A 20,842-nucleotide genomic window follows, 5' to 3' on the forward strand; every position below is an offset into this window, starting at 1 on the left:
GGTATTTATGGGATTATTTGATAGAAAACTAGATGTCAGCACCACCACTCATTTTCAGATTTTTACTTCGGTCCCACCGCAAATTAAAATCTTGAAAAATTTTGGTCTAGTAAAAGCCACCACATCAGAAATAACCGCCAAATTCCGTAATGAAGATGATGAACTGCTTTCTTCTCTATTTACCGAAGCAACAAAATTAGGGGCTAATGCAATCATTAATCTACAGTATATTTCCGGTTCATATCAAAGAAACGGACATGCCTTTGTTACGAGTTATCTAATAGCTACTGGTGATGCTGTTCTACTGGAGGATATATAATTCAGCTATTTTTATCCTGATACTCTCTGGCCTTGTTAAGAAGCTCATCCGGAGTGTCAGCCCCCGGCAGTCGCTCTTGGGCAGTCTTTTCTTCATGATATTTACGATTTTGGGATAACTCTTCCTCTTTATGATGATTCTGTAACCCAGTATACTGCTGTTTTATGTCTTGCTCCTCGCCACGAATATTTCTACCCGTCGTATTAATTTCTGAACGATACCCCGAGATCGTATCTTCAACCCGATCTTTCACATCATTACGGATATTATTGTCCTGTGTCCTTTGATCGATAATATTTTGATGGGACTGGTGGTCAGCCATAACAGCCTCTTTGTTTCCGCCCGAGGAAATTCCCTCCATCGAAGCCGCAATTTCCGAGCGCCCTGAGGAATAGGCCGCATCAATATCTGGTTGAACCTGCTCCTGAACGAACGACCAGGCAAGCTCTCTGCGCTTATTAGCCACTTCAGGTGAAGACGTATCTGTCAGCAGCGTGTCGGCATCATGTGGGGCCTGTTTACGAACATACTGAGCAAACTGCTGGTTCAGGTCTTCATTAATCTGGCCGCTCATGCTTTCAGTACGGGACGCCATTTCCGCAAATTCCTTGCTGCGCGCCTGGCTGGTCGAGTACTGCTCAAGGCTTTGTTTTGCTGAACTCAATGAGGCAGATAGCTGATCCGCGCGTGAAGCTGCATTGTTATCCGTATGGCTGCCGGACTCACTGACTTTGCGGCTGGTAAAGTAATCACTGCCCTCTTTGAAGTCCTGAGAGGCTTTGGCGTCTACATCATGACGGGCATCCTGACTAGCTCGAGAACCATTTGATGCGTTATGAGAATCATTATCTTCGAAATCTCGCCCTGCTTTGACTCCGGACTGTCCTCCGACCTGAACACCAGTACCCAGAACACTAACCCCCATGCTTCCCTTAACATGAGCATCACCGTAAAACCCAAGTGAATCACGTGTACTTCTGGTTGCCAACTCCTGAGTAGCCTGATCATTACTGATGTTATGCGCCTTCGCATAACTCTCGACCGCACTGCGCATCTTACTGGCCATCATTGAGTCCTGCGCGCTCATCGTGCTGTCGGCGCCCTGCGTCATCGAATCGCTGCTCCCCCGGTTGGTGCCAAACTGGCTGAGAGTCTGCCACGTGCTTGACATGCTGCTACTAAAGCTCTGCATCGCGCTCTGGGACTGCGTCTGGGCCTCGCGCGCCATCTCCTGCTGCGCTGAGGCCAGTTGACGGGCAAAATTAATGCTCACGGGCAGTTTACTCGCTGCCTGAGTAGAGTCTGTCACCGTACTGCCATCACGCATCTGTGTGGACGTCGCTCCGTTGCCCAGTTGCTGACTCATCTGGCCAAACATGGTCGAACTGTTGGTATTCCAGCTGTTGCCGCTCACGTTCTCGGTCTGCATGTTGGCGTAGGAGTAGTTCCCGTCGATTGACCCTGCCGCCGCCGTTGCCGCCGGACTGATGGCCGAGGACGCCAGGTGGCTGTAGAGATTCGAGAAGCTGGAGCCCAGACCTTTCAGCATTCCCCATGCCAGTGGCGGGATAAGCATCGACAGATAGCCCGCCGTGGTGGCCAGATCCGAGTATTTAAGTTGCACCTGCGACAGCTCAGAGAGCACCACCGGCGAGCCGTTGGCTTTCGCATAGAAGGTCATGCAGCTGTTGAGGATGGCGTAAAGCAGCGGCCAGCTCTGCACCCACATGATGGCCAGCACGTACCCCTTCAGCACGTTAAGGGTGACGGCGTTAAACATCCCTCCCAGCACCATCAGGGGGAATATCCCGATAATCAGACCGACTATCAGCGTCTGGGACATGGGCAACGAGCGCAGGGCCACCTGCCCGACCGTTGCGTGCGCGAGGCGCTGCTTCTCCATTGATGACGTGGTGGCGATGTTGAGCAGGCTCGAGGTATCGCCGTTGCGGGCCGCATAGCCCATGATACCGTCGCGCAGGGCATTCATCGTCACGTTCTGGCGGATAATTTGCGAGGCGCTCTGCCCGGAGTTATAAAAATAGTTATAGCTTTCGCCGAGCATCTGGCTCAGGAGCAGGTCGGGATTCGGACGTCCGCCAAACAGCCAGCGTGCGTAGTAGCTCCAGCTTTTCCCTCCGGTCTGGGTATCAAGGCCCAGCTTCTGTTTGAGGATCACCGCGGCCTCTTCGCAGGATAAAAACGCCTTTATCTCCGTTTGTCCGTTATTACCGCTGGTCGTAAACTTCTTATAGTTCTGTACCTGACGCAGCGGGCTGGGTTTAGAAAAGATAATGGTGTAGGGATCGGTGCTGTTCATCAGTTCGTCCAGGGTGTACTTCCCGTTGAGGAAGATGTCGCCCATCACGCAGTTCTGCACATAGTCCGCAAAAAGCGTGGTGATTTCAGGATTTTTTGACAAAAAGTCGGTGCTGCGCGCGACCAGATTCGCGCCGAACAGCATCCCGGTCTTGCTGTAGGTCACGCTGTCCGGCTGAGAAAAGACCATCTCATAGCCCTGCACCAGCGCGTGCCCGATGGTGGTCGTCAGCGACGCCGGCAACGCCAGCCCGACGGGCACGTTGTCAACCTGATAAACCTTCGTCAGATCGCTGTTGTCAATAATCTGTACCGGCGTGCGCACGCTCACCAGAAGGGACATCAGGACGATGGTACCTATCCAGCCCAGCATATCCATCACGTTGTGACGGCGTATCCAGGTGATGGCCACGACGAGCACAGACAGCGCGGTCACGATCCGGCGGATAATGACCCAGTTGTCCGTGTTCATAAAGGCCACAATGGCGTTCAGCGTCTGGCTCAGCCAGTCGCCGCCCGCGATAACGTAAATCGCCTGCATCAGCGTGCCCCCCCGAAGTGATAGTTGTTCTGATAGCGCTGCAACATCCGCGCCGAGACCTGCTGGCGCATGTAGCTCATCTGGCGGTCAACAACCAGAAGTGCGTCCTGCTGCACCTGCACCTGCGCCTGGAAGGAGGCTATCTGCCGCGTGGCCTCGTTGAGGTTGTTATTGATGCTGTCGATAACGGCCTGGTCATAGTTGCCCGTTGCCATCAAGGCGCGCGCCTGCTGCACCATCTCCTGGATGTACTGGAGTAGAATGTCGTAGCCGATGTAGTCCGTCAGCTGGTAGACGAGGCTGTCCGAGACGCCCAACATCATCGGGTCCACCAGGTACTTGAACACCGGGATAGTGGTGCCGGAGATAAAGCCCTTCTCCTTCTCGGTCAGCTTTGTGTCGGTTGCAGCCTTGTTCTGGATGCTGGAGAGAATGTCCTTGATCTGATTTTTCAGCGCGTTCTTTTCGGTAATAGTAACGGTCGCGTCGGCCACCACCTTCAGGCACTTCTCGCTGTCGTTGCAGTGGTAAATTTTCGCGGTGCCGCCCTCCATCACGGCCTTAATAATGTCACGATCCGTGGTGCGGGCAGGCAGCGGCGTGATGTTACCCTTCTCGTCAAAAATCAGGGTGCCGGTGAGCGTCATGATGAACTCCCTGAGTTCTTTATTCCCGCTGAACATGCCGTTCTTGCCGAGCGCATTCCAGATGATATTGATGTTTTTAGTGATGCGCTCTTTATCGGCGGTACCGGCCTTGTCGCGCACCTTGTCGAGGCTGCCGCCCACGGTGCAGCCCTGGCGGGATGCCGCCCAGTCCGCAAACATGTTGCTCTCGCCGGCAATGTCCTGGCAGACCTTCTGCTGGGAGACCTGGGTGCGCGGAAACAGACCGCCGACAATCCCCTGCGCCGCCTGGCAGGAGCTGAGGTTCATGCTGTTAATATCGCTGGCCATCTTCTGCAGAAAGTCTTTTGCGGTCTTGATTTCCGGTACCGTGGTCTGCAGCGCCAGATCGAAGAAGTATCCAGCCGCATTGGACATAATCTGCTTGGCGAAACGCTGCAGCTGATCGCTGTTAATAAAGCTGAAGGAGCCCAGATAGGCATCGATGCCGCCGCAGCCGGCGTTGATGTCGGGCAGCGTCATGGAGATAAGCTGGACGGTTTTCACCTGCGTGCGCGCGTAGAGTGAGCCGCCAGTGGCGTAACCCGCAGCCTGCCCCTGCCAGACCTGAGGCTGGCTGGTGTTGGACGCAAAGCCCAGCTTATTAAAGAAGGTATTCATGTCACTGTTCACGTCGGCACTCACGCTCGCTGAACACGCAAGAAGGAGGCCACACAGTATGGAGAGAGGTTTACGGACGAACATCAGCACCCTCCCGGCTCGCCTGCAGGGCGAGTTTTCCCATTTTTCGTTTTAGTATGAACATTTGCCCTTTCGTATAAAGCGAGTTCAGGATTGCATAAACGCCACCTGCAACGGCAAGCCCGCCGCTCAGCGCGATAAATATCAGTGGAATGGCGTACATCAACACGTTCCACAAATCTTTCAGCTGCAGGTGACCGTCCCTGAGCCAGTCGCCGACGCAGGCATCGAAAACGTATGTCATTAAGACGCGCGACAGCACGCCAGCAATGAGCAATATGCCCGCCCACTCAGCATAAACGCCGAACCGTGCGTCATCTTTCCGTGCCCTGAGCGCGATTAACTCTGGCGTCGTAGCTCTCTGAAGCATTCCGGAAGTCATCATGTCGTGTTCCTCTGCATTGTTCTGATCAGCCATTGTTACCCACTCCGCGCATCTGAAGGACCGTATCCATACGGGCCATAAAGCCCTGTTCGTCGGTTGCGCCCTGCAGCAGGAGCAGGGCTTCAAGGGTGTTTACGTTGACGAGAAAGGTGGTTGGCGTGGCCACGGGCAGGTTGGGGAAAAAGGTTTTCATCACCTCAGGCGGCGCGGGCAACGCATCGGGAAAGGACGCATCCCCCTGACCGTCGATGGTGTAGGCCATCACCCCAAAACCCACCCGCGCCGACAGCGACTTCAGGACCGGATCAAACTGGTGGCAGTACGGGCAGTGTCCCTGCATAAACAGCACGACCTTCCAGTCGGCCAGATTGACCTGGTGCCCGTTGCTGAGGCGGTACCAGACCGGCTGCTTCGCCGGAAGAGGCTTAGCTTCAGGGTCTTCCGGGGATGCTGGCAGAGATCCCGACGCTCGCGCGCCCTGTGGATGCCATAACGATTTGATCTCGTCCATTGTGGAAGCCTGTGTGGCCAGACTGAGGGTCATGAGCGCCACGGTAAACACGGTATGTCTAAGGTTCATGTCGGCATCCTCCGGCATCACGGGCCTTTTCGGCCTCACGGGCGGCATCAATCCAGCGGTTGATGATGCGGTAGCCCCCCCAGAGCGCCATCGATACGCCGATTATCTGCGCCAGAAGAATGGCCATCTCCGGCTCGCGCCGGACCAGGCGGGAAACAATGTGAAACCATATCCCGAGGCTCAGCACCCATAATCCGGGCACGTCGAACTCAGGCAGGCGAAAACGGAATTTGCGCATGCGAACTCTCCCTGTATTAAAAGTTGGGGGCAAAATCAGTGGAAACGTTGAGGAACTGCTTCGCCAGGTCATCCTGGCTGATAAAGCCATACGAGACGGGCTTGACCGTCCCGCTTCTAGGGTCGGCCAGCATCAGCGCCGGGAAGTAACGAATACCCAGCCGGCTGGCCTGACCTCCGTCCATTCGGGTATCCGGCAGGAGTGGATTCACGATACCATCCACGGAGACCGGAATGACGCTGAGGTGATACGTCTCGCGGAAGTTTTTAATGACCTGAACCAGCTGGCCGTCTATCGGGTCCTGTCCGCGGTAGAAGAACATTACGCCATAGTGCTGAGCCAGCGTTTCAATGGCGCGGCGCTGGTCGGCAAAGTCCGCCGCCAGCTGGTTGCGCACGGTACCGTTGTAGTGGCTGTGCTGCAGGTTGTAGTCGAGTTCTGGGTGTTCGAGCATCGCCTTTTTGGCGCTCATCGAGAACAGCCCGGCCTGCTGCGTCCAGTAGTTCTGCAGGCGGAAGTAGCGGGTAAAGTTCTCCACGCCCGGATACAGAATGGCCTCGTACATCGCCCGCTTCGTGGCCTGCTGGAGCATGGCAAGCTTCTCCATGATGTCCGGCGAGGCCTGCTGAGGTTGTGTTGAAGAGGATTTGTCATCCTCCGGCGTTCTGTGCGATTCGTTGTACCACTGCCAGCCTGCATCTTTTCCTGTGGCGGAAAAAACGCAGCCAAGAAGCAGCAGCGCTAACGCTGTCATTCTCTTTTTCACTGGAACCTTCCTTATCCCGAAGCAGGTCGGTTATCGTTTGAAAAGCGGGTTTACCAGCCACGCCAGCAGAACTCCCGCCACGAAAAGCACAACCATCAGCGCCATAAAAAACACATCGATGCGCGATGTTTCATCAACGATATTTGCGCACCAGTAAAGCACCGGTGAGGCGACAATCAGGCTGATGATAAGGCGTCCAGTAAATCCTTTAATTTTCATGATGGAGAGTCCTGAGTGATGAGTGGCATACTATTTGTTCTTCAGCTGCGCGGCGATTTCCTCGCGGACGCGTTTCGTCAGGGTATCGTTATCCGGGATTTTCTTGTTCTTCTGCAGATCGTCGAAAAAGTTCGAGAAGTCGAGCGCTTCAAAATTAATCTGCTGCAGCTCGGTCTGGGTGATACCGCGACAGTCCGGGCTGCTGGCCTTGCCAAAGCCGATGTGAAGCTGACCGTTACGTCCCTGCTGCTGCACTATCTGAGCCAGCTTAGAGTCAAACTGACAGTAGCTGCGCTTCTTCTCGAGACAGACGCCGAGCACTTTTTTTGAACAGAACTCACCGATACTGACCGTGAGCTTATTTTCTTTGGCCTTGCCCAGCGCTTTCTCCTCGCTGCTGCACCTGGCAAGCCCGACATCCTGGCCCCAGCCGCCGTCTTTACAGCAGTTGCTGAAGCCTGCCGCAAACTTCTTGCAGAACTTCGCGCTGCCGGTAAAGGCGCGCACGTTAATGCTGTTAATGGCGGCCACGTCCTTGCCCGCAGCGGCCAGCGCGGCGAGTGCCGAAACGACAGGTGCAAAATCGTTGTTTTTACCGTTCTGCGCCCGCTCACAGTCACCATCAAGACAGAAGGTGTCGCCACCGCATATCATCACCTGACCGGAGGTACGTGTTTCACAGGAGTACGTCGCGTATTCATGCAGGCAGCAGCTGCCGTCTTCTGCCGTGAAGGCGCAGGTGCGTGAGGCAAGCGTACAGGCCGGATTGTTCATGTAGGTTTTGCAGGTGCCATTGTCAGCAGCCTGAGTCATATACGTGTCTTTGTACATCCAGCAAGCCTGCGTGACTTGGTAGGGCTTGCCCTCAACCACAACAGTCTTAGTACTGCCCGGTTCAATACACTCGGTTTTCTTGAGCGTACCTTCACTTTTGCTAAACGGGCAGGATTCACTCCATTTCACCACCGGCTTTGGCGCATATCGCTCTGCTTCCATGACAAACGTGACCTTCAGAACGTAGGTTCCGTTTTTCAGGTTGCGGACAAAGGCGTCGCGCCCGCTGTCATAGTGGCCGCTGGTGTTATAGCGCATGAGCAGAGAAATTTTTTCACCCTTCGCAACCTGACGCACCGGGGCACTGAAGGCGTGCCGCTCGTTGAGCTTTGTGTTCAGTGAGGCGCCGGAGATCTTTACGGTGTAGTTAAACTGCCCGCCGTTGTAATTCGGCTTGGCCGGAAAACGCATGTCCAGCGTTCCGTTCCTGATGGTTCCCTTTTCGGGGACGATGAAGTCATATCTGACCCACCAGTCACTGAGATAAACCGGGCCTGATTTTGCCGGATCCAGCACCAGTTCCGTTTTGACCGTCTCCACCGAGCCGGTGACCTCAACGCTGGCCGAGCGGATGCAGGCCTGCTCAACCAGCAGGTCACGCTCACAGCTATAGTTGGTGAACTCACTGCGGGTAATATTCTGCGCGTCGCACTGCAGCTGCCCGGTTTTGCCGATGATGGCGTCTGCCCGCGACTGGACGTCCTGGCTGGCCTTAATAAACGGCGCGTCGGGTGAAATGGCCTCCTTCGGGTTGTTGATAAACGAGTCGGTCACCGCCTTTGTTGCTTCGTTGTGGGTCCAGCCACTGTTACCGTCCGCTTTCAGCGCACCGTCGCCGGTCGACGTGACGCCGCCATAGTATTTTTGCGCCTCCGGCGTAGCGGTATAGCCGGGGAGACTGGCCTCAGGGCTGAAGTTTTTCAGGCTGCTCTCCCCCTGCCCCTTCACCTGTTTCGCAAAGTCAGCGCCGGCTTTGTACTGCGCACCGGCATCAGCGAGTGCATTCACGCCCGCCATCGGGGTGGTGAAAGCCAGCACCGACATCAGCAATACTCTTCTCATCTGGTCTCCCCCCTGCTCAGCAGCCGCTGCGCCTCGTCCCGACAGTCGCCCTTCTCCACCACCTTTTCAAGCGCCAGCTTAAGACGAAGATTGCCCCGGATGACGTCATGGCCACTTTCGCAGTACACCACCAGTGACGGCACGCTGGCGATCCCGTACTCACGAAAGCGGGTCGGGTCGATGGCGACGCCGCTGGCTGAACCGTCTTGAACAAGCGCCATCACGGCGGTCGCCGTCGTTTTCATGTCGTTGTTCACCATGCCCCGCAGGGTGGCGGGAATATCGTAGCGGCGGGCCTCGGTCAGCATGCGCTTAAGCCCCGTCTGTGGGATGGTAAAAGAGACGAAATAGAGCGCGCCGTGCGTCGGTTTATCCTGCTGGTCCTCGCGCTGGCGCTGTTTCAGCTCCCAGATAAAACGGGCGTCGTCTGCTGAAAGAGGGTTCTGGCGCACCTGCTGCTCCAGCATCTGGCGCAGCGGCGTGTTGTCCTGCACCCTCAGCTGCTGGCTGAAAGACTCCTGCAGACGAATAAACTCACGGTTCGCATCATCAGCCTCTGACGCCAGCGCAGTGCAACAATATGCTGACAGCAGCAGCGCCGCCGTCAGACCGGACAGAGTTTTCATGGAAGTTTCCTTTTTCTCAGAGGAAGACGCAGTTGCGCTTGCGCCAGAGAAGATAGCCGTAGTTTTTCTTCGTGTTCGGCGGGTTACGCCCCGTTTCCCAGCGCATGACCGTTCGGCCGAAGGGATGGCACTGCGCCACGTCCGGATACATATTCACCATCTGATAGCGCCAGCGCGTTTTGGGAATAATGGGTGACGGATACTCGAAGCAGACCTTTTTATCCTCCCCAATGCTCTCCATTATCTGCCCCTGACGGTGCAGCTTGAACGCCATGCGCTCGCTGACCAGAACGGAAGACTGCAGGGGGCTGGACTCATTGCTCACCCAGCCGTTAAAGGGATACATTGACCCCTGCGATCCGGCACACCAGAACAGCGCGTCAACCGACGTTTTTGCTGCACTGGCCACCGCGTCGGCCGCACATGCGCCCTGTGCGATGGGGTTGGCAAAAATGACCGCCTCCGGATTCAGAATGGAGGTCAGAGCGCTGTCCCCCCATGTCGGGTCGATTTCAGACAGGTATCCGATATCCAGATCGCCGCCCTGCAGACACCCGAGAGAGGTGATGATATTGAGCCAGTACGTCAGCGGATATTTGTACCAGTGCACGTGGTAGAACGCGCCATTGACCTGTTTGTCATCTTTTTTGGCGGTGCCCATCCCCATTTTCCCGAGATTAATGGTGAATCCGCCGAGGTTCACCATGCAGCCCGGAGAACGTGCCACATCGGTCATGGCCATCGGCTCCCAGTACCCTATTGCCAGGCCGACGCGCTGAAATACCGGGGGTGGCATTGGACAAAACTGTATCGGGCTACCGGGATTGGACGTGTCCGGTAAATCCCCGCCCGTGACTTTTGTGCTGCCGAGCGACAGGGGAAACATGCAGCGCCAGCAGATATCGGCGATCGGATTGACGAAGCGCCCTTCGCAGGCGGCATCCGCCGCCGCCATGTGGCTGTTACCCCACAGAAGCAGTCCGAGCAGAGAGACGGTCAGCATTTTCACCGGACACCTCCCGCGTCATGCTGCGCCATATTGGGCGGAATAATTTCCACCTGCAGGCGCTTTCCGCTGGGTGCCGCCGTTACCCGCGCCGGCACCTGGCTTATGCCGAACCGGGTGGTCAGCACCCCGTTCTGGTCGAAGAAAATACGGCTGTCGAGCTTCTCCGACGTTTGCGGAATATTGCCCTGAACCAGAATGATGCGGGTGATCAGGGTGTCAGGCTTCTGTCGCTGTACCCACACGAGCTGATCCGCATCGTCGCCGTTGATAAACAGCAGCGTTTCGTTAAACGGCACCACATCAAGCGGATTAAAGACCTGCCCCGCCTGAGCAAACACGTTGCCCCTGTCGTCGGCAAGCGCCTTGTCCACCCGCACGCTCGGATCAAACCAGCGCCGCTCGTAGCGCACCGCGCGGATTATTCCCTCAACGGCAGGCGGGCGCTGGCTGTTGCGCACCACGCGCGCCTTAAACTCCGCCATCTTTTTGTCCATTTCGCCGGACTGCGCCAGCGTCTGCAGCCGGCTTTCGATAACGGTCAGCATATCCGGCTCCGCCACCGGCCAGAGATCGCCCCACGTCCCGAGGTCAGCGGCCGTCACGCTGCCGGTCAGCAGCGTCAGGCCCAGGGCAAGGGCGCGCATCACGCCCCCTCCTTCATCCGGCGGGCCACGTCAGTCTGGATTTCACGCGTGATATCCGGCGCCCCCTGCACCACGGCAGGTGCGACAAGGATGAGGGCACGATGGCGGATCTGCCAGTCCAGGAGGCTGGCCACCAGTGACGCGTTAAAGCGGTCTGAGAGTGCTTTTGTCTGCGCCTCGTCCAGCGAACGGCGACCGGCGCTGTCAAAGAAGGCATCCACCGTGGATTTCATGTTGAAGGCCACAACCACAGGACGGTTAAGCTGGCAGACCAGCCAGCTGACGCCTGCGCTCGCAGCCAGCGTGCCGGCAATCAGCGCGGCGTTAATGAGTACGTGTTTTTTCATGAGATGGTCTTCCCTTCATGCTCGTGAAGCCAGCGCTCCAGCGCGGCCATTTCCGGCCCGGATTTTTTCCACGCCAGCTCCCAGACGGCTTCGTGAATACTCAGCCCCTCCCGGCGTCGCTGCTGCAGAAACTCAAAGTCCGGACCGTCCGAGGAGTACATTGCCCGGCTGAGCGGATCGACGAACAGGCGGTGCCAGGACGTCAGGTGCTCAACCGACAGCATAAAGCTGCTGAACCAGTTGTCCTTCGCGCTGCCAAAACCCTTAATTATGTCGCGCTGCAGCTGCGAATACTGGTCCGGGTACAGCTGGTTGTACTTGGCGAACTCTTTAGCCGACTGCTTGAGGATAATTTTGTAGGACGAGTTACCCCATGCCGCGCGGGCGGCGCTGGAAGCCGTTTCCGAGTCAAAGTCGACGATATTCTGCGTAATGGTGATGTACGAACCGGTATGGCGACGGGCGGTACGGTAGCCCTTCTCGATAAACGCCCCGACCTTGTTATTTTTGAAGTCCAGCAGGCGCCAGCCTTCGTCTATCACGTTGAGCTTCTTCAGGCTGCGCGGCGTGCGGTACATGCGGTTCTCAATGTAGAGAATGAGCGAGAACATCACCGCCACCAGAAGGGACGGCCTGTCCTCCAGTCCGCCGAGCTCAAGCACCACCATCCGGGCTTCGTCCTTCAGGGACGGTTCGTCGGAGTTAAAGTAACTGCCGTACACCCCGTCGCGGGTGTACTGGGTCAGCAACACCACCATCTCATCGAGGCGGCTGCGGATGGTTGGCGATCCGCTGTACTCCTCGCTGTCGCGGGCCATCATCAGGTAGTCCACCACGTCGTCAATGCGCGCCTGGTTTTTCTTCGTAAGCCAGGTGGCCTTCACCGCCTTGAGCAGCAAACCTTCGTGCACCTCGTCCAGGTTGCCGTTGGGGCTGGCCATCACGGACAGCTGGTCCCGCAGGCGTTCGGCCATCTCATCGATGGTATCGTCGGTGACGTTAGCGAACGGGTTAAACTTCAGCGTCTCGCCGTCGAGGTAGACCCCGCCCATGTTCTCGCAAAGTGACTTGTAGCCGTCGCCCATGTCGAACACCACGGCGAAGCCGCCGGAGTCGATGACACTGCGTATCAGGGGCTGGATAAGCCCGGTTTTCCCCGCGCCGGAGGTGCCGCACACCGCCATATTGAAGTTGGTGTTACCCATGCCGCGGCTGAACAGGTCGATAAACGCCAGCTGGTTGCGGTAGGTCGGTGCCAGCAGGCCGGAAGTGGCCAGCGGACTGTCCGCCACCACCGGCATCAGATTGGCGACATTAAAGCTTTCGGCGCGCTGCAGCACGCCGGACTCGCGCAGCTGCTTAAAGAGGCCGCCGCCCGCCATAAACGGCAGATTCACGAGAAAATTGCGCATATGGTTAAAGCGTGGGGAAATCAGCTCGAAGCCATTTTTACGGAAGCTGTTCAGCACGTCCTGCTCGACCTTCAGCGCAGTTTCCTGGACATCGCGGCAGAAGAGGGTCACGTTCAGAAAATAGCTCACCAGCGAGGACTGCCCGGACGACAGGCGCTGGCGCAGATCGCCCCACTCTTTTGCCTCCTGCGCCACGCCCGGGAAGAACTTGGCGTAGCTGGTCTTGGACTTCTTCTCAAGATCCATGAACTTCAGGTTGGCCTCGTTCTGCGCCTTCACCTGGTCTTCCACGCTAAGGACCAGCGTCAGGATAAACGGACACGAAACGGACAGTTCCGGGTTGAGAAGGTTGCTGTAGTTGTCGGCCATATTCCAGAGGAAGGCCAGCTCCGGATTTTTGGTCAGCTGAAAATTCATGATGCGCGCGGTGCTGTTGCGACCGTTACCGCGCAGCCCCAGCGTCATGTAGTCGGCCTTCACCTTCAGGTCAAAGGTATCGTCCACGCACTGGTAGTTCAGATCCTTGAGCGGGTCCAGTTCCCGTTCGGTGGGATACAACGCATCCGGGTTGTGGTTAATCATTTCGCCCGCAATGCGGATGAAGGCATCCGCGTCCACGCTGCGGGTGGCTATCTGCGCCCCCTGCAGCGAGGCGCGGATGATTTTGACCTGGTTTTCCATCTCCATCACGCTGGCCTTACTTCCGCGCTTACGGGGGACGCAGCAGGAGATGTACACCCGGTAGTTACGCAGGGTCAGCGGCAGGTTGAGGTGATCGGGCAGCGGGAACCCTTCTTCTGCGGCCCTGAGATAGTAGGCGCGGGTGATGGCGTTGAACGTATCGGCCTTTTCCCCCGTCCATGAGAGCTCGCGCAGGCCATACTCGATATCCTGACCCACCAGATGGCTGGACACCAGGTGAACGGCCATCGGCACCTCGCGGGGCAGCTTGGTGCGCATCAGATTTTCCAGCGACGACACGATAGTTTCGTTGGCGCCGTTGATGGGCTGCGCCTCCAGCATAAAGCCCATCGTCTTCTCGTTCATGAAGAGGCCGGTTTCCGCATCGTAGTCGCGGTACGGCAGCACGCGGCTGAACTGCGGGAAGCGCATCTGCCCGAGGACATCGTTCGCCTCAGAGGACGCATTGGGCATCTTCAGCGCCGTCAGCAGCGAGTTGACCGTGCGGGTGACGGTATCCAGTGGATTACTCACGGTTATCCTCCTTTTTATTGTCGGCCGTTTTGACTGTTTCCGTCGCAGGGGCCGGGCGGCTGGCAGGGATACCGTAGCGAAAACGCGCTGAGCGCATCTGACCGTACAGGCAGAAATACGGACGGCATCCCATAAGCAGCGCCGCCCCTGAAAACACAATGGCCATCACAATCCACAGCAACTTAAACGCACTCAGCGCTCCGTCAACATGACCGGCATATCCTTTAGCATCGGTGACGACGCTTCCCCGGTTATGGCAGACGGCTGAGGGAGCGTCATGCAGCGTGAGGCCGGAGGACTTGCCCTGCGGGGCTGGAGGTATAAAGGGGTCTAAAGGTTCATCGCGGCAGGCCGCAATACGAAACTCGCCACTGCTGACGTTATGCGTGACGGCCATAATTTCCTGCGCCATCGCCTCTCCGGGCGTGGTGTTCTCCATCCACAAAAGCATGGCAACCAGCAGCATCAGCGTGGCGGCAGGCCAGATAATCAGATAGTGAAAAGCCCAGGCAAGCCATCTAAGGCAATACAGCAGGACGGACAGAAGCTTAAGCATCATTCCCGTTACCTCCGGGATTCAGCGGAAACCAGACGCTGCAGTTCTGACGGATAGCCTCCGCCAGCCTCTCCCCGTCCTCTCCGCTATACAGCGCTTTAATCCGGCTGACGTCAGACTTCGCCAGGAAAACCCGGGTCATCTGCTGTTTTGTTACGCTCATACCTGAGCCTGCTTTACCCAGGAACAGACAGTGCCCACGCTGCCGTTGCATTATGTGTTGAGAAATCCCAGCCTTCCCGTCGAGGGCGGGAGCGCTCTGCTGAGACGCTGAAAGCCAGAAGTCGCGCTCTGCGGCATTAACACAGATGACACGCATCCCCTGCGCCTCGCAGCAGGCCGTAATATCGTTAAGGTGACGGGTTTTCCCCGGACCACCGTTATCCCTGGTTGTCATGATGTTCGTCTCCTGGTTTTTTGCCATCGTTCTGAATGTCTTTGCGCAATTCACGCCAGTCGCGGATTTGTCGTTCTGATAAAAATGTCCGCATAACATCAACGCTGATGGCTGTCTTACCGCTACCGGTTTTCCCCACGACCATCACATTGGTTTTTCTTCTTCCCATCGGTCACCTCAGATACTGTTTTTGTCGTATTTCCAGAACCCGCTGGCATTCCGTACAGGTACGTACGCCCGGGATGGCCTGCTGCCGCCTGAGGGGGATGCGATTGCCACAGCATTCGCACCGTTTACGGCTTTTGCCCTCCAGGCAGGACCGCTGCCTCGCGGCCTGTATATGAAGCTGGTTCAGCAATTCGTCCTGCTCCTGCAGGAGATCGAGTTCGTCTGCCATCAACGCTCCCTGCTCACACTGTCCGGACACGCTACCGCCCATCCCTTTTCACGTTTCAGGGCACGCGTGATAACGACAGATTGTTAAAATGGGTGCCACACACGGTGGCGGTTCAGGTTTCAGTTAACGCGCGGGGTTCCCCACGCTGAGGGTTTCACAACAAAAAACACCCGCGTCGGCTGGTGATAAACGTCCTGCGTATCGATATAGGGCGCGATCCACAGCCCGGCCGTCTTTTCACCGACGCGAAGCGGCCTCGGGTCCACGATGGACTCGCGCCCTGGCGGCGGCACAGTAACCGGCGTGACCGTGGAGAGCGGCCCCCGTGAGGCTGAGTGCGGCTGCGGGCGGGGGAGAGTCGGTGTACCCGTCAGAGGTGCATTCCTGGATGCGATGGCATGCACCGGTTCAGCCGGCAGCGTCAGGGGCTGCACGGACCGGGTCCGGAAATTACCCTCAGCCAGGCGCGGCAGCGATGTCGCACCCGGCTTTACCGCGCTGGCCTCCTCCAGTCGTTTGGCTTTCTCATTGGCCTGCTCGATGGTCATGCAGGTATCGGATGTCGTCGCGTTACACTCAAAATCGCTCGTTGTACCGGCACATCCCGACAGCGTCAGGAGACTGGCCAGCGTGAGCGCAACAGGCACTGTCTTGTTCATTTGCGGTTCCTTTACGTGGGGTTATTGTGAGTCGGCCTTCGGCATAAACTGGCTCTGGTTAAGCCTGCCCAGCTGGTTGAGCATCTGGTCGGTACTGAACCCGTTCATGCCGCCCTGCGGGACTGACGGCGGCGGAACCGGGCTGCGGTCGTCGCCCTCCGCTTTGCTTCTGTCATTCTCGTGCGCCAGCTCTTCAATGGTTTTCAACTGAAAACCGTCCTGAAAGACAACGGTCACTTCGTTACCCGCCCCAATCGGAATGACGGGGTGGTACTGCTCTGCGCGTTTGATGTAGTAGTCGCTGAGGGTCTGGGCGGCTTTGGAGGCGCCTCCGCCAATCCCCATCTTCATCACGTCACCCGCGCCGAGTGATGCCGTGGCGCCGAGTCCGACCGAAGGCTGGGACGCGGTCTGCACGCCCTGACCGATGCCGTCAACAAATCCCGCGCCCCATGCCCAGCCGAGGATTTTGCCGTTTCGCATCACCACCTCGCCCTTGATGCCGTTTTTTCCCCGGAAGCTCACGTGCCCAGCAATGGGCTGGTCGATGGTGACGCCGTGCTTCAGGCAGCTGATGTTGCGGGTGCGTACGATGGCGCGTTCGCTGGACACGTCGCCCCAGGCTTCAAGCCCGATGAAGCAGCCGGTCAGGTCGTAGCTTTTGCTGTTGGGCATTTCCACCCTGCCCGTAATGCGCAGCTGCATCGGCACCGTGGACTCGTTACCGGTTACGGAGGCGTTGGCGTCAGCCCCCTCAATCAGCATCGATTTGGCGAAGCTGCCCGACGGGATGTACGGCAGGGACGGACCTTTACTCTCGTCGCTGTGGGCAAAAGACTGCCGGTGCAGCTGGTTGGGTACGGGGATGGGCTGGTACTGCACCTGCGCCGGCGGCGTGACGCCGTTACCAGGATAGAACGCGGTCGGCGGCGGGACGGCCCCCGTCTGCGGCGGGAAACCGGTCGGCTGCGGCTCACCTTCAGGCCCCGGCGCAGGCACTGGCGGCTGCGGGGCCGGCTCACCCGATGCGGTGACGGGTTTCGCCCCCAGCGCGCTGACCTGAGCGGAAAGCGCCGCATTATCCTGACTGAGTTTGTCAATCTGGTGCTGATAGCCTGCCTGCCCCTTGCTGAGCAGCTCAAGCTCGCGGCGCATTTCGGCATACTGCTTCTGCATCTCGGAGGCGGTAGCCTGCATCTCGGTCGTGGCATGCTGCTGCACCTTCTGGTCAAAGGTGCTGTCCACCACGCCGGTCATATCGGGCGCAGGCTCGCCGGCGGCTGCCGCATCGCTGCTGCCCTCGTAGCGTGCATCCGCCAGATACCAGCCGCCGCCGCCCACCACGCCAACGGTCGCCAGCACGATACCCAGCCAGATAAACTGCTTGCGCTTCACCACTGAATTAATGCTGGCCATCAGCCGCACCTCCGCTGCTGATAATGAAGACCTGCAGGGCACCGCCCGCCATCAGCTGACGCGAGGCTTCACCGAACAGCACGCCGCGAATGCCGCTCTGCCAGAAGTCGCTTTCCGCGATGTTGCGGGCCATCCCGGTATTGTTGGTGACGCGAAAGCGCACCACCTTAAGGTGGTTGCCCACCCAGACGAGCTCGGGGACTGCGGATAGTCCGGCGGGCGCGGCAAGGGCTTCATGCGTGACGGGGATGGCCTGCCAGCCGGACGGAAGCTGCCCGCCCAGCAGATGCTGGCTCAGGGAAACCAGAGTGGCCTCGTAGGGGGAAGACTCTTCCCAGGTGCGCGCCGCTTCGCCCGTACCGGACAGCTCGCTGACCAGTTGGATTGTTCGCCCAGCGCCCGCACGTGGCACGGCCTGAACCGAGAAGTTGAGGCCGCGTTCGGTTTCCAGAATGAACGTGAAGGGCTTTTTGTTGAGGGTGCTGACAATCACACCACCGCTTGCCGTCTGTTCCTGACGCGTCAGCTCACCGTCGAGGCTGGTCAGGGCCGTCACGCGGTCACCTGCGACCGTAAAAAGGTTCGGGTCGGTGTTGCTGACCGCGATGCTGGCCTGTCCGCCGTTCGTCAACGGAACAATCGTGGCAGAAAGCGCAGCGGGTGCGGCGACCGTCTGACCGGACGCGAGCATCAGCAACGCCAGCAGTGCACGGCGACTATTTTTGTTCATCGGTGATTTCTCCGAAGTGACTGAGCCAGCTGATGCCGTCCTCGCGCTCGAACTTGAGAACGTACTGTTTCAGCTCGGGATACGGTTTCGAGTCGCCTATCCAGGTCTTCAGCTGGCCCCGCACGTCCACGCGGCTGCTTGCCGGGTAAACCTTCACGCTGGTCATATAGAAAGACGAGTTAACGTTGTTGTCCTTAATGCGCTTCGCATCCTCAGCAAGCCGGATTTTCAGCTCGTTCTGCGCCGCAGGTTTGACATAGGCCAGCAGCTGCTCATGAGAGGCATCAACGGTCTCCGGGGTGACATTCAGGCGAAGGGCAATAAGCGACAGGGCCATCTGCTGCAGGTAGGAGGCATCCGCCTGGTTCTGCGACACGGCAAACGGCGCGTTGAAAAGCATTGGCGTGACGATAGACTTCTGCTCATTCTGAAGGCGGTAGTTGTTGACGGCCTGAATAACATTGGTGGTGATGCTTCCCAGAATAACCACCCCCATAGCAATAAAGCCGATGGCAATAACCCGTTGTGTACTTAATCGTGCTCCGTGTTCCATCTGATTATTCCTGTCTATTTAATCCACTGGCGGTAGCATGAGTCGGGTACATCATGAAAAATCCCCCTCAGCAGTGAGGTCGGCATATACCAGTAGACCAGGTCCCGCAGCCATGAACTGCCCCGCCCTTTCTTGAGCTTTTTAATTCCGAGATAGGCCAGTACGGCAGCGATAATTCCGGGAATATAATGCTGGGTCCAGAATCCCCACCCCAGGCAGATAATGGCCGGAATAAGTTCATCCACAGGAAGGCCAAACCAGCGGCTCTGATTCGTCAGGGTTTCGGGAAAGCGATATTTTTTGAGAGATTCATCTGCCATATATGTTCCGTCTCCGGTACAGCTGGCAGTATGGAAATACCTGCCAGCCGGATTACAGGCAAAGCCCTCCCGTGAATGCTCGTGAAGGGCATTCAGAATTAAACCGGAATTTAATAGTCGGAAGTGGCTCTGAACGGCTGTCGCTGGATATCAGTATCCTGCGACAGACATACCTACCGTGACGAATACGGACAGGATCGCAAAGCCCGCCAGGAACTTGAGGTTCTTGGTCGTCATATACATCACGGCGCCCACCAGAACTTCGGCAAGGATAACCCACTTAACCACGCTGGAATCTTTACCAAATGTTCCTTTAACGGTTGCATCGCCGCTGGACATCAGATCTTTACCCGCAGTCGAGGCCAGAACCGTTTCAGGGAAAAACGCAGCAAGGGCTGCGACAGGCAGGGCAAACTTCAGCGCTTTGAGTAACGCGACCTTGCTGAATTTTTTCTTTGCACGGGGCGCGGGTACAGCGTGAATAACAGATACATCAGTCATATTTATTAATCCTTTAAATGTTAATGAAACAGCCATAAAAAAGGCCAATAATTCGTTAATGCCATTCAGTCGAAATTATTCGGTATCACCTCCACCATTTCAGCATTGTAAAAGTCGGGGAACTTGATCAGATGGTCATGAAGCCTTTCCCGTACTTCATAAGTCTTACACCATCCACTTCGGTTTTTTGCATTGATCAGTTTTAAGTTAGTTTCCTCATCAAACCTGACGGTCACAAAAAAACTCTTAGAAAAGTTTGGATTATCCATAACCCTGAACATAGGGAATCTATTGAGGTGATCTCTGACCCTAAAAAAAACCTCGAATCCGCGACTTCTGCCACTTCTCGACGTAGCAGAACGCAATAAACTCTCTGTCACAGAATCGAGTTTGAGTCTGACGGTATTTCCCAATGCTGGAGAGCTGCTATATCTCCTCATCACAACCTCCTTATTAAAAAGACATGCTGCAATAATATCCCAAAGAAGCACTCAGAGCGATATACTAAAAGTTCCCCATTCTTTAACAAAACGCTAACAAAACAGATTTCATAATTTCGCCTTACGAAGTAGATTGCACTTAGAATTAATTAATTCGAATGCATATCTGTGAACACCAGGTAAGAACGAGTGAGTCTTGAGATATAGAATCATGTCATCTTTATTGTCTATTTCCATAATAGAATAAGCTTTGGAAATTCTTTTCTTTGAAGCACCCGATGTTACACTTAGCAATCGAGATATAAATTCATGCGTAAAACCGCTGAAGAAAAGACAAAAGCTTTGGTAAACACCAGGCTCAAGGACTAAAGCAGGATTTTTAATTTCGCAAACATCATTCATAACATGATTAAGATATCTGCTATTGGCCTGACTAAAAACCACATCTTTTATAAAATGCCACAATATATACGATTCAGAATTAATACAAACCACCTGAAACAGAACACACCAGTAAAAATAATCCTCTATAACAAAGCTCTTTATTATTGCCATATCAGGATTAGCTAATGCATCGACCTCTTTTTCGAGAAGTGCACATTTCAACTCAAGAGGAAGTTTTTCAAACCAGTAGGCAGAGTCATATTCACAGCCTTTTATAACATTCGAAAAATTGTGGTTTAAATATACAAAGACACCAGAAGAATTTCTGATACAGATAGGAATTTCAGAATTATCAAAAATTTTGAATCCTGTTGCTTCTTGTTGTGATTGACTGGAATCAGAAGAACGCATAAGATCGCGCGCACTCATATAACCTCCTTGCTAGGCTGTGTGGGTAGCTGGTACTTAGGGGGGCAATCCCTGGGTACCAGCGATTCGACAAAACTTGCCGACAATCAAATTTTAGTTAGGACACTGATAAAATATACCTTTACCTTCAGTAATTGTCATTAAAAAAAACACAGTTAAATGTGATTTTTAAGACAT

At 56.0% G+C, this 20,842-nt stretch carries 26 protein-coding genes; 1 reads left to right on the forward strand and 25 read right to left on the reverse strand.

All coding sequences use genetic code 11. The features are described from left to right. Nucleotides 1-319 (forward strand): heavy metal-binding domain-containing protein (locus tag BBW68_RS05630; protein ID WP_245675210.1); only part of this gene is annotated, 319 nt, incomplete at its 5' end. A 1-nt stretch (nucleotide 320) separates the two neighbouring features. Here the strand turns inward: BBW68_RS05630 and traG are convergent. The 25 genes from traG to BBW68_RS05755 all read right to left on the reverse strand — a co-directional run bounded on the left by traG (nucleotide 321) and on the right by BBW68_RS05755 (nucleotide 20,665). Next, nucleotides 321-3,179, reverse strand: a complete 2,859-nt coding sequence (traG, locus tag BBW68_RS05635; protein WP_070134365.1) for a conjugal transfer mating-pair stabilization protein TraG — start codon at nucleotides 3,177-3,179, stop codon at nucleotides 321-323. After that, the gene (gene traH, locus BBW68_RS05640) at nucleotides 3,179-4,549 is read right to left on the reverse strand and encodes a conjugal transfer pilus assembly protein TraH (RefSeq protein WP_032672666.1); all 1,371 of its coding nucleotides are present in this window, start codon (nucleotides 4,547-4,549) and stop codon (nucleotides 3,179-3,181) included. The genes traG and traH overlap by 1 nt, the downstream gene beginning before the upstream one ends. Then, nucleotides 4,536-4,964 carry a conjugal transfer protein TrbF gene (locus tag BBW68_RS05645; RefSeq protein WP_070134366.1) on the reverse strand — a complete coding sequence of 143 codons (429 nt, stop codon included), beginning with the start codon at nucleotides 4,962-4,964 and terminating at the stop codon, nucleotides 4,536-4,538. Before BBW68_RS05645 ends, traH begins: the two co-directional genes overlap by 14 nt. Beyond that, nucleotides 4,957-5,511, reverse strand: a complete 555-nt coding sequence (trbB, locus tag BBW68_RS05650) for a type-F conjugative transfer system pilin assembly thiol-disulfide isomerase TrbB (RefSeq protein WP_070134367.1) — start codon at nucleotides 5,509-5,511, stop codon at nucleotides 4,957-4,959. The genes BBW68_RS05645 and trbB overlap by 8 nt, the downstream gene beginning before the upstream one ends. Then, the gene (gene traQ / locus BBW68_RS05655) at nucleotides 5,501-5,749 is read right to left on the reverse strand and encodes a type-F conjugative transfer system pilin chaperone TraQ (protein WP_008324126.1); all 249 of its coding nucleotides are present in this window, start codon (nucleotides 5,747-5,749) and stop codon (nucleotides 5,501-5,503) included. Before traQ ends, trbB begins: the two co-directional genes overlap by 11 nt. A 16-nt stretch (nucleotides 5,750-5,765) precedes the next feature. Continuing rightward, on the reverse strand, nucleotides 5,766-6,503 hold the full coding sequence (gene traF, locus BBW68_RS05660; RefSeq protein WP_070134368.1) for a type-F conjugative transfer system pilin assembly protein TraF: 738 nt from the start codon (nucleotides 6,501-6,503) through the stop codon (nucleotides 5,766-5,768). Between the two features lie 42 nt (nucleotides 6,504-6,545). Further along, a complete protein-coding gene (locus tag BBW68_RS05665) occupies nucleotides 6,546-6,734 on the reverse strand; it encodes a hypothetical protein (protein WP_070134369.1) in 189 nt (62 codons plus the stop codon). Between the two features lie 30 nt (nucleotides 6,735-6,764). Next, nucleotides 6,765-8,630, reverse strand: a complete 1,866-nt coding sequence (traN, locus tag BBW68_RS05670; protein ID WP_070134370.1) for a type-F conjugative transfer system mating-pair stabilization protein TraN — start codon at nucleotides 8,628-8,630, stop codon at nucleotides 6,765-6,767. Beyond that, a complete protein-coding gene (gene trbC / locus BBW68_RS05675; protein WP_070134371.1) occupies nucleotides 8,627-9,256 on the reverse strand; it encodes a type-F conjugative transfer system pilin assembly protein TrbC in 630 nt (209 codons plus the stop codon). Before trbC ends, traN begins: the two co-directional genes overlap by 4 nt. A gap of 16 nt (nucleotides 9,257-9,272) precedes the next feature. Continuing rightward, nucleotides 9,273-10,259 (reverse strand): conjugal transfer pilus assembly protein TraU, encoded by a 987-nt coding sequence (traU, locus tag BBW68_RS05680; RefSeq protein ID WP_070134372.1) that lies wholly within the window; start codon nucleotides 10,257-10,259, stop codon nucleotides 9,273-9,275. Nucleotides 10,260-10,261: 2 nt separating this feature from the next. Continuing rightward, nucleotides 10,262-10,909 (reverse strand): type-F conjugative transfer system protein TraW, encoded by a 648-nt coding sequence (gene traW / locus BBW68_RS05685; protein ID WP_070134373.1) that lies wholly within the window; start codon nucleotides 10,907-10,909, stop codon nucleotides 10,262-10,264. Further along, nucleotides 10,909-11,256, reverse strand: coding sequence for a type-F conjugative transfer system protein TrbI (trbI, locus tag BBW68_RS05690; protein ID WP_070134374.1), 348 nt, complete (start codon nucleotides 11,254-11,256; stop codon nucleotides 10,909-10,911). Before trbI ends, traW begins: the two co-directional genes overlap by 1 nt. Beyond that, nucleotides 11,253-13,883 (reverse strand): type IV secretion system protein TraC, encoded by a 2,631-nt coding sequence (gene traC, locus BBW68_RS05695; RefSeq protein WP_070134375.1) that lies wholly within the window; start codon nucleotides 13,881-13,883, stop codon nucleotides 11,253-11,255. The genes trbI and traC overlap by 4 nt, the downstream gene beginning before the upstream one ends. Next, a complete protein-coding gene (traP, locus tag BBW68_RS05700) occupies nucleotides 13,876-14,442 on the reverse strand; it encodes a conjugal transfer pilus-stabilizing protein TraP (protein ID WP_070134376.1) in 567 nt (188 codons plus the stop codon). Before traP ends, traC begins: the two co-directional genes overlap by 8 nt. Next, entirely contained in the window at nucleotides 14,432-14,836 is a 405-nt protein-coding gene (locus tag BBW68_RS05705) for a hypothetical protein (protein WP_070134377.1), read from the reverse strand. The genes traP and BBW68_RS05705 overlap by 11 nt, the downstream gene beginning before the upstream one ends. Then, nucleotides 14,820-15,005 (reverse strand): hypothetical protein, encoded by a 186-nt coding sequence (locus BBW68_RS05710; RefSeq protein ID WP_070134378.1) that lies wholly within the window; start codon nucleotides 15,003-15,005, stop codon nucleotides 14,820-14,822. The genes BBW68_RS05705 and BBW68_RS05710 overlap by 17 nt, the downstream gene beginning before the upstream one ends. A 3-nt stretch (nucleotides 15,006-15,008) precedes the next feature. Further along, nucleotides 15,009-15,233: a TraR/DksA C4-type zinc finger protein gene (locus BBW68_RS05715; protein WP_016674195.1), complete on the reverse strand. Its 225-nt coding sequence runs from the start codon at nucleotides 15,231-15,233 to the stop codon at nucleotides 15,009-15,011. Between the two features lie 119 nt (nucleotides 15,234-15,352). Further along, a complete protein-coding gene (traV, locus tag BBW68_RS05720; RefSeq protein ID WP_070134379.1) occupies nucleotides 15,353-15,892 on the reverse strand; it encodes a type IV conjugative transfer system lipoprotein TraV in 540 nt (179 codons plus the stop codon). 21 nt (nucleotides 15,893-15,913) lie between these two features. After that, nucleotides 15,914-17,308, reverse strand: a complete 1,395-nt coding sequence (traB, locus tag BBW68_RS05725; protein WP_070134380.1) for an F-type conjugal transfer pilus assembly protein TraB — start codon at nucleotides 17,306-17,308, stop codon at nucleotides 15,914-15,916. Next, nucleotides 17,295-18,038 carry a type-F conjugative transfer system secretin TraK gene (gene traK, locus BBW68_RS05730; protein ID WP_070134381.1) on the reverse strand — a complete coding sequence of 248 codons (744 nt, stop codon included), beginning with the start codon at nucleotides 18,036-18,038 and terminating at the stop codon, nucleotides 17,295-17,297. The genes traB and traK overlap by 14 nt, the downstream gene beginning before the upstream one ends. Next, the gene (traE, locus tag BBW68_RS05735; protein ID WP_025759824.1) at nucleotides 18,025-18,591 is read right to left on the reverse strand and encodes a type IV conjugative transfer system protein TraE; all 567 of its coding nucleotides are present in this window, start codon (nucleotides 18,589-18,591) and stop codon (nucleotides 18,025-18,027) included. The genes traK and traE overlap by 14 nt, the downstream gene beginning before the upstream one ends. A gap of 14 nt (nucleotides 18,592-18,605) precedes the next feature. After that, a complete protein-coding gene (gene traL, locus BBW68_RS05740) occupies nucleotides 18,606-18,911 on the reverse strand; it encodes a type IV conjugative transfer system protein TraL (RefSeq protein ID WP_045911931.1) in 306 nt (101 codons plus the stop codon). Between the two features lie 150 nt (nucleotides 18,912-19,061). Then, entirely contained in the window at nucleotides 19,062-19,412 is a 351-nt protein-coding gene (traA, locus tag BBW68_RS05745) for a type IV conjugative transfer system pilin TraA (RefSeq protein WP_070134382.1), read from the reverse strand. A gap of 65 nt (nucleotides 19,413-19,477) precedes the next feature. Beyond that, nucleotides 19,478-19,852 carry a TraY domain-containing protein gene (locus BBW68_RS20140; RefSeq protein ID WP_070134383.1) on the reverse strand — a complete coding sequence of 125 codons (375 nt, stop codon included), beginning with the start codon at nucleotides 19,850-19,852 and terminating at the stop codon, nucleotides 19,478-19,480. 108 nt (nucleotides 19,853-19,960) lie between these two features. Then, nucleotides 19,961-20,665: a hypothetical protein gene (locus BBW68_RS05755; protein WP_070134384.1), complete on the reverse strand. Its 705-nt coding sequence runs from the start codon at nucleotides 20,663-20,665 to the stop codon at nucleotides 19,961-19,963. Between the last annotated feature and the right edge of the window lie 177 nt (nucleotides 20,666-20,842).

Origin of the sequence: Candidatus Erwinia dacicola (assembly GCF_001756855.1) — a bacterium.
GTDB lineage: Bacteria > Pseudomonadota > Gammaproteobacteria > Enterobacterales > Enterobacteriaceae > Erwinia > Erwinia dacicola.